12 protein-coding genes are annotated in these 12,243 nt (G+C 70.4%); 4 read left to right on the top strand and 8 right to left on the bottom strand.

Features of this window, described 5'->3' with window-relative positions; genetic code table 11:
• The first annotated feature begins 41 nt into the window (after window positions 1-41).
• Complete coding sequence (locus AB0B33_RS16170; RefSeq protein ID WP_360771929.1) at window positions 42-941, top strand: peptidylprolyl isomerase; 900 nt, start codon at window positions 42-44, stop codon at window positions 939-941.
• On the opposite strand, the gene AB0B33_RS16165 is transcribed toward AB0B33_RS16170, so the two are convergent.
• The 6 genes from AB0B33_RS16165 to AB0B33_RS16140 form a co-directional block, all read right to left on the bottom strand.
• Window positions 942-2,684: an FAD-dependent monooxygenase gene (locus tag AB0B33_RS16165; RefSeq protein ID WP_360771926.1), complete on the bottom strand. Its 1,743-nt coding sequence runs from the start codon at window positions 2,682-2,684 to the stop codon at window positions 942-944.
• Window positions 2,681-4,432 carry a maleylacetate reductase and hydroxyquinol 1,2-dioxygenase domain-containing protein gene (locus tag AB0B33_RS16160; protein WP_360771923.1) on the bottom strand — a complete coding sequence of 584 codons (1,752 nt, stop codon included), beginning with the start codon at window positions 4,430-4,432 and terminating at the stop codon, window positions 2,681-2,683. Before AB0B33_RS16160 ends, AB0B33_RS16165 begins: the two co-directional genes overlap by 4 nt.
• Window positions 4,433-4,507: 75 nt before the next feature.
• Window positions 4,508-5,380, bottom strand: a complete 873-nt coding sequence (locus AB0B33_RS16155; protein ID WP_360771920.1) for an AraC family transcriptional regulator — start codon at window positions 5,378-5,380, stop codon at window positions 4,508-4,510.
• 123 nt (window positions 5,381-5,503) lie between these two features.
• Window positions 5,504-6,301 carry a siderophore-interacting protein gene (locus AB0B33_RS16150; RefSeq protein ID WP_360771917.1) on the bottom strand — a complete coding sequence of 266 codons (798 nt, stop codon included), beginning with the start codon at window positions 6,299-6,301 and terminating at the stop codon, window positions 5,504-5,506.
• Window positions 6,301-7,182, bottom strand: a complete 882-nt coding sequence (locus AB0B33_RS16145; RefSeq protein WP_360771914.1) for a PDR/VanB family oxidoreductase — start codon at window positions 7,180-7,182, stop codon at window positions 6,301-6,303. The genes AB0B33_RS16150 and AB0B33_RS16145 overlap by 1 nt, the downstream gene beginning before the upstream one ends.
• A 2-nt stretch (window positions 7,183-7,184) precedes the next feature.
• Window positions 7,185-7,805, bottom strand: a complete 621-nt coding sequence (locus AB0B33_RS16140) for an MSMEG_1061 family FMN-dependent PPOX-type flavoprotein (protein WP_360771911.1) — start codon at window positions 7,803-7,805, stop codon at window positions 7,185-7,187.
• Window positions 7,806-7,920: 115 nt separating this feature from the next.
• Between AB0B33_RS16140 and AB0B33_RS16135 the strand changes: the two genes are divergently transcribed.
• Entirely contained in the window at window positions 7,921-8,490 is a 570-nt protein-coding gene (locus AB0B33_RS16135; RefSeq protein ID WP_360771908.1) for a TetR/AcrR family transcriptional regulator, read from the top strand.
• 110 nt (window positions 8,491-8,600) lie between these two features.
• Window positions 8,601-8,939 (top strand): hypothetical protein, encoded by a 339-nt coding sequence (locus tag AB0B33_RS16130; protein ID WP_360771905.1) that lies wholly within the window; start codon window positions 8,601-8,603, stop codon window positions 8,937-8,939.
• Here the strand turns inward: AB0B33_RS16130 and AB0B33_RS16125 are convergent.
• Both AB0B33_RS16125 and AB0B33_RS16120 read right to left on the bottom strand, forming a co-directional pair.
• The gene (locus AB0B33_RS16125; protein WP_360771903.1) at window positions 8,926-9,732 is read right to left on the bottom strand and encodes an NAD(P)-dependent oxidoreductase; all 807 of its coding nucleotides are present in this window, start codon (window positions 9,730-9,732) and stop codon (window positions 8,926-8,928) included. The two genes, AB0B33_RS16130 and AB0B33_RS16125, sit on opposite strands and share 14 nt — an antisense overlap.
• A 26-nt stretch (window positions 9,733-9,758) precedes the next feature.
• The gene (locus tag AB0B33_RS16120; RefSeq protein ID WP_360771900.1) at window positions 9,759-10,568 is read right to left on the bottom strand and encodes an IclR family transcriptional regulator; all 810 of its coding nucleotides are present in this window, start codon (window positions 10,566-10,568) and stop codon (window positions 9,759-9,761) included.
• A 159-nt stretch (window positions 10,569-10,727) separates the two neighbouring features.
• Between AB0B33_RS16120 and AB0B33_RS16115 the strand changes: the two genes are divergently transcribed.
• Complete coding sequence (locus AB0B33_RS16115) at window positions 10,728-12,233, top strand: sodium:solute symporter family protein (protein ID WP_360771897.1); 1,506 nt, start codon at window positions 10,728-10,730, stop codon at window positions 12,231-12,233.
• The last annotated feature ends 10 nt before the right edge of the window (window positions 12,234-12,243 follow it).

Raw genomic sequence — 12,243 nt, 5'->3', positions numbered from 1 at the left:
GCGGTAGCGGCAGAATGGGGCTCTCGACGAGGGGAGCCTTCATGAGCGAGCCGGGGGAGCGGCCCCAGCCGTACGGGCAGTGGCAGCCGCCAGTGCCGCCGAAGCGGACTTCGACGACGGCGATCGCGCTGGTCACCGGGTCGGCCGTGGTCGTCGTCGTGATGGTGCTGGCCTTCCTGGCCTGGGGCTATCCGGGCTTCCTGCGCAAACCGGACGGTCAGGCCGACGGCGGCTTCTTCACCGCGGCGGCGTCGACGTCATCGTCGTCTTCCGCGCCGCCGGCCGCGGTCAGCTCGCCGGTCTCGATCCCGGGCGGCCGGGCCGCGCTGCCGAAGCGGACGAAACCGCTGGCCGACCCGGTGACCTGCGCGTTCACCCCGGACCCCGGCGCGCCGGCACCGAAGAAGGTCGCGCTGCCGCCGGACGGCCCGGCGCCGTCGTCCGGGACGGCCGGGGTGCGGCTCGCGACGAGCGCGGGGACCATCGGGCTGACGCTGGACCGCGCGCTGGCGCCGTGCACCGTGGTCAACTTCCTGAGCCTGGCCAAGCAGGGCTTCTACGACGGCACGTCGTGCCACCGGCTCTCGGTGACGGACGGGCTGCAGATGCTGCAGTGCGGCGACCCGGTCGGGGACGGGACCGGCGGCCCGGGCTACACGATCCGCGACGAGGTGTTCCCCGAGCTGACCTACGGCCGCGGGATCCTGGCCATGGCGAAGACGAGCCAGCCCGACACCGGCGGTTCGCAGTTCTTCCTGGTCTTCGGCGAGACGCAGATCCCGCCGGAGTACACGGTGTTCGGCAGCATCGACGACGCCGGCCTCGCCGTCCTGGACCAGGTCGCCCGCGGCGGCATCGACGCGTCGAAGCCGGGCATCGGCGACGGCAGCGGGCCCCCGAAGACCCCGGTGACGTTCACCGGGGTCACCACCACACCGTGATCACGGCCGGTCGAGGACCGTCCGCACCGCGCTGAGCAGGGCCTTCGCGGCTTCGGGGGCCGCGGTGGCGTGGCGCCAGGCGACGTAGCCGTCCGGGCGGACCAGCAGGCAGCCGTCCTCGTCGATGCCGCTCAGCCGGGACCAGTCGCCGTAGGCGTCGCGGGCCCCGGGGTCGCCGATCCGGACGGCGCGCAGGTCGAGGCCCAGCTCGGCACCCACCTTGGCGGCCGCGTCGCGCCACGGCGTGCCGGTCAGCCCGGTCAGGACCGTCCACCGGCCGCCGGCCACGAGGTCCAAAGTGGACACGCGGCGGCCGTGCGGGCCGACCAGCCACGCGTGCGGCAGCTTCGCGCCGGGCTCGGTGCTCGGCCGGTGGAACAGCTCGGGATCGCGGTCCGGCTCGGCGGTGGTGCCGTCGGGCAGCACCGCACCGGAGCGGTACCGCTGGTCCAGCTCGACGCCGTGGGCGTTGAACTCGTAGTGCTTCAGCTCGATGGCCCGCTCCAGCTCACGACGTTTGCGCGCGCCGTCGGCGGTCGGCGCGAGGCAGGTCTCGAGCCCGGCGGTGATGCCGTCGGCGTCGGTGTCGCCGTCGATGCCGAGCGCGGCGAAGATCGGCCCGAACTGGTCGCGGCTGAGGTTCGCCCGGTCGACGATCTGCTTGCCCACCGGCGCGCGTTCGGCGCTGTAGCTGTCGAGCAGTCCTTCGCCCGCCTCGCCGCGCAGGACCATCGCGAGCTTCCAGGCCAGGTTGTAGGAGTCCTGAACGGACGTGTTGGAGCCCAGCCCGTTGGACGGCGGGTGCCGGTGCACGGCGTCCCCGGCGCAGAACACCCGGCCGTTGCGGTACTCGGTCGCGTAGTTGTGGTTGACCGTCCACAGTGATGTCGAGGTGATCCCGACGGCCAGTCCGGGGTCGCCGACCAGGTCGCGCACCAGCCGCGTCGCCTCTTCGACGTCGACCTCCGGCGGGGCCTGCTCGATGTCGTAGCCCCACGTGAGCAGCCACTCGTTCCACGGCCGGACCATCCGGACCAGGCCCATTCCGATCCCGCCGAGGTGCGCGCCCGGCCGCATCACCCAGTACAGGACGCTGGGGCGGTGGGCCACGTACGGCGCGAGGTCGGCGGTGAACGTGATGTTCATGCTGCCCGCTTTGCCGGTCTGGCCGGCGATCGGCAGGCCGGCCTGCTCGGCGACGCGGCTGCGGGCGCCGTCCGCACCGACGAGGTACTTGGCGCGCAAGGTGAAATCGTCGCCGCGCACGCGGTCGTGGAACCGGGCCGTGACGCCGTCGTCGTCCTGCGTGAAGTCGAGGAATTCGGTGTCCAGCCGCAGTTTCGCACCGCGCGCGGCGGCTTCGCTCGCCAGGATCGGCTCGAGGTAGGTCTGCGGCAGGTCGATCATGTGGCACGGGCTGGCCGCGGTGTACTCGGCCGCCGACCGGTCGCCGGTGCCCCAGCTGGCGATCCGGCCGATCTCCGGCCCGGTCAGCGACGTGCAGAGCACGGTGTCGCCCATCAGCTCCGGCGGCGTGCCGACGGCGAGGGCCTTGTCCTCGACCCCGAGGTCGCGCAGCACCTCCATGGTGCGCTGGTTGGTGATGTGCGCGCGGGGCGTGTTCGCCGTCCAGCCGTACTTGGTGGCGAGCACGGTGGGCACGCCGTAGGTGGCGAGCAGCAGGGCCGCGGAGCCGCCGGCCGGGCCGCTGCCGACCACGATGACGTCGGTGTCGTAGCTCATTCGGTGCTCCCCGAGATCCGGAAGGTGAATTCGAGCCGCTGGTCGGCGAAGTCGACGATCAGGCCCTCCTTGACGCCGAACACGGTGTCGGAGTCGAGGTATTCGCCGCCGGCGACGAACAGCTGGGTGATCAGCGTCCGGTACCCGGGCTTGGCGATCATGAAGTGCACGTGCGGCGCACGGTAGGGGTGCCGCCCGACGGCGTCGAGCATCTCGCCGACCGGCCCGTCGGCGGGAATCGGGTACGCACTGGGCACGATGGTCCGGAAGCGCAGCCGCCCGCCGGCGTCGGTGCGGAAGCGGGCCCGCAGCACCGGACCGTCCACATCGGGCAGCTGGACGTCGTAGAAACCGTCCTCATTGGACTGCCAGACGTCCACGACCGCGTCCGCCACCGGATCGTCTTCGGTGTCGGTGACCCGGACGTCGGTCCACAGGGGAGTCCCCGGCAACCCGGCCGCGATGTCGGCACCCTGCGGGGTTTCGGGCGGCCCTTCGACGTAGAACGGCCCGAGCACGGCGGACGGCGTCGTGTCCGGCGTGCGCGAGTTGGTCAGGACGTCGACGACGCTGGAGACGCCGAGGGTGTCCGACAGCAGGATGAACTCCTGCCGCGTGTCGGTGGTGATGTGCCCGGCGCGGGTCAGGAAGCCGATCGCGTACTCCCACTCGTCCTGCGTGAGATCGGTGCGGATGGCGTAGCCGTGCAGGGTTTCGACGAGGTCGGTGAGGAGGACGCGCACGCGGTCCGGGGCGCCGGCGAAGCTGTCGACGACCTGCTTGGTGAGCGCCTTGAGACTCGGGCGCGCGGCCGGGCGGGTGCCGTGCACGGCCTGGCGGAGGAGGTCCGCTTCGGGCTCGTCCTCGATGTCGGCTTCGGTGAGCCCCAGTTCGGCCAGCGAGTGCGGGACGGGGAGGCTCGCGGCGAGTTCGAAGACGTCGTCCGCGTCCTCGAGCCCCAGGTGTGCCATGACGTGGGGGAGCAGGACGGCGTGGGTCTCGGCGTGCGGCAGGCCGAACTTGCCCCCGAGGTGGTGGCAGAGCCGGTGGTGCAGTCCCATTTTCACCGAGTCGAGGCAGGTACCGGCGAGCCAGGCACCGCGGAGGGCGTCGGCACGGGCGTCCACATCGGACGGATCTTCGGCGATCCGCGGCAAGGCGCTGGTGAGCAGCCTGACGGCCTCCGCGGCGAGCAGGTCGGTCATGGGGTTGGCGTCGGGGGCGTAGCGGGCCTCGACGGCGTGGGCGAGCGCGTTGAGACCACTGGCCGCGGAGACGCTCACCGGGAGTCCGAGGGTGAGCCGCACGTCGTAGAGGACGGCTTCGGGCCGGACCGCGGGGGTCTTTTGCGTGGTCTTGCGCCCGTCGGCGGTCTGCCCCAGCACGGAGGTGAGTTCGGAGCCGGCGTAGGTCGTGGGCACGATGAGCTGCGGCAGATCGGTGTGGAGGGCGATGGCCTTGGCCAGCCCGGTGGCAGAGCCTCCCCCGATCGCGACGACGCCGTCGACGTCGTGCTCGGCGACGACCTCGAGCGCCCGTTCGGTGACGTCGACGGGCGTGTGCATGGCGGGCTCTCCGAACCGCGCGGCCAGCCGGGAGCCGAGTGCCTCGGCGGCCCGGTCCCCGTGCCGCGGCCGGCCGATCAGCAGGACGCGGGTGAGCCCGAGCCGGTCGGCTTCGGCACCGAGGCTGTCGAGCGAGCCGAAGACCACCCGAACGGGGTTCGCGGCGTAGCTGAACGAGGTCATGCGGCGAGTATCCGGCGTCCGGAGGGCGGCGGTCCTGCACGTTCATGCTGCCGGCCGGCACGAAACGCGCGTGTGTCAGCCCGCCCGGCGCAGGGCCGCCGGCGTCGTGCCCAGCTGGGCACGCAGCACCCGGGTCAGGTGCTCCTGGTGCGAGAACCCGCAGCGGACGGCGATCTCCGCGATCGGCGCGTCGCCCGTGCGCAGCAGCAACCCCGCCTGCTCCACCCGCAGCCGCAGCAGGAAGCGGTGCGGGGGCAGGCCCGTGCGAGCCTTGAAGCGCCGCGAGAACTGGCTGACGCTCAGCCCCGCGAGCGCCGCCAGCTCGCTCAACGGGACCGGCGAGGCCAGCCGGTCCGCCATGAAGTCCCGAACGGTCGCGAACTGCCGGTCGGAGAGCCCTCTGCCGACCGGCTCGGGAGCACGCCCGACACGGTGCCGGCGGACCAGTTGCGCCGCAACGAGCGCACCCAGCTGGTCGGCGTAGGTACGGGCGCCCGGCTCCCAGTCCCGCACGACCCCATCGAGACTCAGCACGAGCTGTTCGAGCAGGGGATCGGTACTCCCGAGCTCCTCGGCAAGCCGGACCGGAGCGGAACCCCCGGCAGCTTCCTGAACGGCATCATCAGCCAGGTAAACGTGCACACTGTCGAGCTCCCCACCCAGCTCGACGGACAGTTCCGCGTGCGAAGGCTGGAGGAAGAGCCCCCCGACAGGCATCCGCCGACGCTGCTCCCGCGGGGTGCCGACACCGCGGCGAACGGTCACCGGGCCATCAAGGTGCAGGATCAGCTGATGGCTACGCGCGGCCCCGAACTCGGCCCGATAGGGCCGCTCCCGCTGCCGGGAAACGTAGAGGCGCTCCCACCCAAGACCGGCACTGGTCCGATCAGGCCGAACCCAGGGCAGCGCAAGGATGCCGTTGGTATCACCCAGTCCGAGTTCACCCACGCCCAACTCCTCACCATCGAGGCCCCAGCGATGATACCCGCCGAAAGCCCCACGCCCGACCCGAGCTGGGTGGCCATCCCCGAGCCTGCCCGTCCGGCGAGGACAGTCCTTCAGCCCCGAAAATCACCCCGGGGATGCCCGCCCATACCGCCAGTACCCCAGAAACGCGACATCCGCCTTGGACCACCCACGATCCCGCACCAGATGCCGCCGCGCCCCGGTAGCCAGCGCCGCCTCCCCGGCAACCCACGCGTAAGCCGGGCCATCCGGCAGATTCGCCGCAACGAGCGAAGCCAAAGCCAGCTCACCAGGACGCTCACCAGCCCGAGCACGGGGCAGCCAATGCACCCGCACCCCCGCCGGAGCCTCAACGCCCCGGACATCGCCGACCGAAGGCACCTCCAAGAAAACCTCCGCCACCAGATCGGCGGGCGCGTGGTCGAGGATCGCCAGGATCGCAGGCAAAGCGCTCTCGTCCCCGACCAGCAACTGCCAAGGCACCCCATCCGGCGGCAGGTAGCTGATCCCGAGATCGAACACCCCAGCCCGATCCCCCGCCCGCGCCCGCCGAGCCCAAGAAGCCGCCGGAGCGTCACCATCGTGCAGAGCGAACTCGATGTCGATCTCACCGGCCCGCGATCGCCGGATCGTGTAGTTGCGCACCCACGGCCGGCGGCTCTTCGGCATCAGGAGCACCTCGGCCATCCAGCCCTCGTTGTCCAGCGTCGGCATCCGCAGCCGCTCCTGACCCACCCGGGGGAAGAACAGCCGCACAGCCTGATCATCACCCGCCGGCTCGAGGTCCGCGAGGTCCGCCCCACCGAGGGTGATGGTCCGGAACGACGGACTCGGCGCGGTGTTCGCCAGGACTTCGAGCGCGATCATCCGCCGCGTCTTCGGGCGACGCACCTTGGGAATCATCAGACGTCCAGCACGAGCCGAGGGGACAGCGAACGCGACACGCAGGCGTACATCCGGCCGGCGGGCGCCCCGATGTCGTCCCGATGCTCCGGTTCGCCCTCCAGCACCGAAAGCTCACAACTACCGCAAACGCCTTCGCGACACCCCGAAGGCACCGCCCGCCCGGCGTAGCTCAACGCGTCGAGCAGGGATTCATTGGCCGGAACCCGAATGGTGTCACCGGAGCGAGCGCACACGACGTCGAACGGCGTGTCCGGCCCGAACACCTGCCGAGTCGGCTGAAAGCGTTCGGTGTGCACGCGAGGGAACAGCGCTTCGGCCGCGTCCACCATGGACGCCGGCCCGCAGCAGTAGACCTCGGCAGAAGAGAATTCCGCCGCCAGCGCCGCGAGGTCCGGTCGGCCGTGGGAGAACAACCGCACGCGATCGCCGAACTCGGCACGGAGTTCCGCCGCGAACGGCATGGTCGAAGCGGAACGACCGACGTACACGAGCGTCGCGCCGGCACCGGCCGCCCGCACCATCGGTGCGATCGGCGTGATCCCGATCCCGCCCGCCAGGAACAGGTAATCGGACGCGGGCGCGAGCGGGAAGTGATTGCGAGGCAGGGAAACCTCGAGCGTCCGGCCCGGGCGCAGGTAGAGGTGCACGTATTCGGACCCGCCCCGGCTGAGCGGATCGTGCCGCACCGCGATCCGGTAGGCGGAAAGATCACCCGGGTCGCCGCACAGCGAGTACTGCCGGGTCAGCCAGTTGGGCAGCGCGAGGTCGATGTGCGCACCCGGCTCCCACGGCGCCAGCGGCCCCTCATCGCCCCGCAGGACCAGGGAAACGACGTCGTCGGCGACGCGCTCGACGCGGTCGAGGATCGTCTTCTGCATGGTCAGTACAGCTTCCGGTAGCCCTCTTCGAGCATCTGCTCGAAGAGTTCGGGGTCGGCGTTCATCTGCTCGGCGGCGATCTCGCCCACCGACGGCAGTTCCGCGGCGAGCGCCTGGCTGGCCGGGTCCCAGAGCCGGGACCGGATCAGCGCGCGGCCGCAGTGGAAGTACACCTGCTCGACCTGGACGACGATGGCCAGCATCGGTTCCTTCGCCTCGGTGCGCATCCGGGCGAGGACGTCGGGGTCGTCGGTGACGTACGCGCTTCCGTTGACGCGCAACGTTTCCCGCATGCCGGGGACGAAGAACAGCAGGCCGACGCCGTCGTTCTCGGCGATGTTGCGGAAGGAGTCGGCGATCTTGTTGCCGGTGCGGTCGGGCAGCGCGAGGGTGCGTTCGTCGAGGACCTTGACGAACCCGGGGTAGTCGCCGCGGGGCGAGCAGTCGGCTCGGCCGGCCGCGTCGGCGGTGGCCAGCGTCAGGAACGGCGAGTGGGCGATGAAGCGGCGGGCGTGCCGGTCGACGCGGTCGGCGATCTTGGCTTCGATCATCGCGTCGGGCTCGCCCAGCCGGGACCGCACCTCGGCCATCGAGACGTGACTCAGCGTGTTTGTGCTGGTCATGACACAATTATGAGCAAATACTCAGATCTCGCGCTACTCGCTTTCGAGCCGCGCGGAAGGAGGAGCCGTGAGCCCGGGCGAGCGCCGCATCCAGCCACGTAAACAGCCCCGCCAAGTGCGTGCCGAGCTGACCAGGGAGCGGATCCTCACCGCGGCTGCTCGCGTTTTCGCCGAGCACGGCTACGCCGCGGGCACCACCAACCGCATCGCCGAGCGGGCCGGGATCTCCATCGGCTCGCTGTACCAGTACTTCCCGAACAAGGACTCGATCCTGGCCGAGCTGCTGGTCCGCCACCTCGACGACGGCACGGCCGCCACGGAACGGATCCAGCGCGGGGAACTGCCCGGCCCGATCGAGGAGATCTTCCGCGTCTTCGTGCGCGGCGCGATCGAGACCCACCTCGACGACCCGCAGCTGCTGCGGCTGCTCATGGAACAGGCACCGCGGTCGAAAGAGCTCCTCGACAAGGTCGAGCGGCTGAAGCAGGGCCTGGTCGGCTACGTCCAGGAGCTGTTCGACCACCACCCCGAGGTCCGGGTGACCGACACCGAGACGGCGGCCCGGCTCTGCGTCACCACGACCGAGCTCGTGGTCCACCAGCTCATCGCCGACCACGAACCGGTGGACCTCCGGAAGCTGGAGAACGAGCTGGTCGCGATGCTGACGCGGTACGTCAGGGGGTGAACTGGCGTTGACCGCCGTGGCAGACGAAACCTTCGGATTCGGCGTTGCTCGAGCGGACCGAGTTGTCGCGGAAGACCGTGCCGGTCACCGGGCGCTGACGACCGGCCCGCATGACGGCGAACGGGTCGTCTGCGTCGCGTGACGCTCGCGAAGGTGGCCAGGCTCGCCTGGTTACCGGCGGGATCGGGCCCGTCGTCGAAGGTGAGCGCGACGACCCGCTCGGTGGTCTCGACGCGGTTCACGAGGGTGCCGAAGAACTGGAAGATCCGCGACTTCGACACCTCGAACAGCGCGACCGCGCGGGCGAGGACGACGAGCACGCGAGCCACGACGACGACCCACTTCCGCGCGCGGCGGGATTTCCGGATCATGGCTTCACCCGAAGAGACGAGGAAGCCGCGGAGGTGCCAGTACCTCCGCGGCTTCCCGAAACCGTCAGAGCGGGTTGAAGACGCCCAGGGGAGCGGTGCAGAACGGGCCGCCGACGTACTCGGCCGCGGGTCCGGTCGGCGCGGGCTTGGACGCCAGCTGCTCCGCGTACACCTCCGCGTCGTCGAGGGACTTGTAGCCCAGCGCCTCCGCCTCGGCCAGCGAGTAGATCCGGCGCGTGTTGTCCGAGACGCCCCAGATCAGCCGGTACCCCGGCGACGGTGCCGACAGGCAGGCCTCGAACAGCCGGGCGCCGTCGTCCGGCGAGAGCCACGTCGTCAGGCCGCGCGGGCCCAGCGGCAACGGTGTCTCGAAGCACGAGCCGATCCGGATCACGATCACGTCCATGCCGAACCGCGAGTGGTACAGGCTGCCCAGCGCCTCGATCGCCGCCTTGGAGACGCCGTAGTACGTGTCCGGGCGCGGGGACGAGTCCGCGGGGAGGTCGGAGTCGTTGCGGCGGAAGCCGACCGCGTGGTTGCTCGACGCCAGGATCACCCGGGAAATCCCGGCTGCCCGCGCGGCCTCCAGGACCGTCTGCGTCCCGTTGATGTTGACGTCGAGGGTCGCTTCCCACGAGTTCTCGCGGCTGTGGCCGCCCAGGTGGATCAGCGCATCGACGCCCTCGCACGCCGCCGCCATCGCCGCCGGGTCGGTGACCGACGCCGTCACGACCTCTTCGGAGGCGTCCGAAGCCGTCTGCGGGGCCAGGTCGAGCAGGCGCAGCACCCGGCCGTCGCGCTTCAAGCGGGGCCGCATCAGGGTGCCGACGACACCCGCCGACCCGGTGATGAGCACACGCTGGTCCGTCATTGTGGTCCTCTCGATAAGGGCGGCGGTCAGCGAATCCCGGCCCGGCGCAGCTGCTGCCCGAGCTCGGCGGTGGTTTCGGCGAGCAGCTCGCCGACGCGACGGGCGTCGGCGTCGCTCACCTGGGAGATCGGCATCGAGCAGCTGATCGCGTCCGTGCCCGGGATCCGGTAGGGGATCACCGCGGCGACGCACCGGACGCCCAGCGTGCCCTCCTCGACCTCGGCCGCGTACCCGCGCTCGCGCGTAGCGGCGCACTCGGCGTGCAGGCCCTCGAGCGTGGTGATCGTGTTCGGCGTCAGCGGCGTCAACGTCGCCGGCATCAGCGACTCGATCTCCTCCTGCGTCAGCTCGGCCAGCAGCGCCTTGCCCAGCGCGGTCGCGTGCGTGGGCAGCGTGCGCCCGACGCGGGAGACGAGGTGCGTGGAGCGCTGCGACTCGCGCGTCTCCAGGTAGACGACCTCGGTGCCGTTGCGTCGCGCGAAGTGCGCGGTGAAACCGGTCTTCTCCCGGATGCGCTCGAGCGCCTCGGTCGCGAACGGGACGACGGCGTCGCGGTCCAGGTACGCCGTGCCGCAGATCAGCGCGCGGACGCCGAGGCGGTAGCGGGCGGTGTTGGTGTCGGCCTCCAGCCAGCCCGCTTCCAGCAGCGTCCGCAGCAGGCCGTGCAGCGACGAGCGCGGAAAGCCCGTGCGCGCGTGCAGGTCGGACAGCGACAGCCAGACGTCGTTCGCCGCGAACGTCTCGATGAGGTCGACGGCCCGGCGCGCGGACTTCACCCCCGACGACTCGGCGGGAGCGCCTTCGGCCGCTACCGGGTTGTCCACCTTCTGCGGCATTTGTGCTCCTCCGTCCGGCCGTTGACTTGTGACTCCGGCCATATTAGCGTCCCGAACAACGTTCTTATGGATGAACATAATCACTATAACAGACTCCGTTCATGGATGTGAACATCTCCTTCGAGACCGCATCATCGTGGACGCGGAAAGGAGCCTGCGGTGCACGCACTCGACTGGACGATGGTCTGCGCGTACTTCGCGCTGATGATCGTGATCGGCTGGTGGTCGCACAAACGGGTCAGCGACGTGAAGGACTTCTTCACGGCCGGCGGCAAGATGCCCTGGTGGCTGGCCGGGATCTCGCACCACATGTCCGGCTACAGCGCCGTGCTCTTCGTCGCGTACGCGGGCGTCGCGTACACCAGCGGCGTCACCGTGTACTTCTGGGGCTTCGCCAGCATCGGCATCGGCGTGGGCATCGGCAGCTGGCTGTTCGCCGCCCGCTGGAACCGGTTGCGCTCGAAGCTCGGCGTCGCCTCGCCGCTGGAGTACCTGGCCAAGCGGTACAACGTGCCGACGCAGCAGGCGCTGGCCTGGAGCGGCAGCCTGCTGAAGATCTTCGACATCGCCGCCAAGTGGTTCGCCGTCGCCACGCTGCTGCACGTCTTCGCCGGGCTGGACTACAACCTCGGCATCCTCATCACCGGCGCGGTCACCCTCGTCTACTGCACCATCGGCGGGCTCTGGGCCGACGCGCTCACCGACTTCGGCCAGTTCGTCATCCAGGCCATCGCGGCGATCGTGATGATCGTCGTCGTGCTCGGCAAGCTCGGCGGCGTCTCCGCGCTCTGGACGATGTGGGACAAGCTGCCCGAAAACCACGTCAACCCCGTGACGTCCAAGTACACCACCATCTTCCTGCTCGTCTACGTGCTGGTGAAGACGCTGGAGTACAACGGAGGCATGTGGAACCTGGCGCAGCGGTACATGGCCGCGCCGAACACCCAGGAAGCCAAGCGCGGCGCGCGCCTTTCGTCCGCGCTGTACCTGTTGTGGCCGCTGGTGCTGATGTTCCCGATGTTCGCGGCGCCGCTGCTGATCCCCGGCATCAAGGACCCGACGCAGTCCTACGCGATCATGACCACGACGTTCCTGCCGCCGGGCCTGATCGGCCTGGTGCTGGCCGGCATCTTCTCCCACACCATGGCGATGGTCTCCTCCGACGCCAACGCGATCTCCGCGGTGATCACCCGGGACATGATCCCGGCGATGTTCCGCCGCACCCGGCAGTGGACGGACACCCAGGGCCTGAAGGCCGCCCGGATCACCACGGTGATCTTCGTCGCGCTGACCATGCTGGTGGCCACCCAGGCGCAGAACCTCGGCGGGGTGCTGCAGATCGTCGTCAACTGGGTCGCCGCGCTGATGGGCCCGATCTCGATCCCGCTGCTGCTGGGCATGCTGCCGTGGTTCCGCAAGTGCGGCCCGCGCGCGGCGCTGGTGTCCTGGGCGGGCGGCCTGATCGACTACGCGCTCTGCTACTACGTCTTCAACGCGAACCAGACGGTGCTGATCGCCACGCCGATCCTGGTTTCGCTGGCCCTGTACGTCGGTCTCGGACTGCTCGCGCCCGAGCGCAGCGCGGTCGCCGATGAGATCGTCGACACCGTGAACGTCGACGACGACGTCGATCGCACCAAGGAAGGCACGACCGTGCCCGCTTGACCGGCGCCGG

Origin of the sequence: Amycolatopsis sp. NPDC049159, assembly GCF_040648295.1 — a bacterium.
Taxonomy (GTDB): domain Bacteria; phylum Actinomycetota; class Actinomycetes; order Mycobacteriales; family Pseudonocardiaceae; genus Amycolatopsis; species Amycolatopsis pretoriensis_A.
The sequence above is the reverse complement of the archived record's forward strand: the minus strand, read 5'-3'. Positions and strand labels throughout refer to the sequence as shown.

Coding starts and splice junctions, on each gene's coding strand:
- AB0B33_RS16170 (WP_360771929.1), top strand. CDS start 42: ATGAGCGAGCCGGGGGAGCGGCCCCAGCCGTACGGGCAGTGGCAGCCG.
- AB0B33_RS16165 (WP_360771926.1), bottom strand. CDS start 2,684: ATGAGCTACGACACCGACGTCATCGTGGTCGGCAGCGGCCCGGCCGGC.
- AB0B33_RS16160 (WP_360771923.1), bottom strand. CDS start 4,432: ATGACCTCGTTCAGCTACGCCGCGAACCCCGTTCGGGTGGTCTTCGGC.
- AB0B33_RS16150 (WP_360771917.1), bottom strand. CDS start 6,301: ATGATTCCCAAGGTGCGTCGCCCGAAGACGCGGCGGATGATCGCGCTC.
- AB0B33_RS16145 (WP_360771914.1), bottom strand. CDS start 7,182: ATGCAGAAGACGATCCTCGACCGCGTCGAGCGCGTCGCCGACGACGTC.
- AB0B33_RS16140 (WP_360771911.1), bottom strand. CDS start 7,805: ATGACCAGCACAAACACGCTGAGTCACGTCTCGATGGCCGAGGTGCGG.
- AB0B33_RS16130 (WP_360771905.1), top strand. CDS start 8,601: ATGACGGCGAACGGGTCGTCTGCGTCGCGTGACGCTCGCGAAGGTGGC.
- AB0B33_RS16125 (WP_360771903.1), bottom strand. CDS start 9,732: ATGACGGACCAGCGTGTGCTCATCACCGGGTCGGCGGGTGTCGTCGGC.
- AB0B33_RS16120 (WP_360771900.1), bottom strand. CDS start 10,568: ATGCCGCAGAAGGTGGACAACCCGGTAGCGGCCGAAGGCGCTCCCGCC.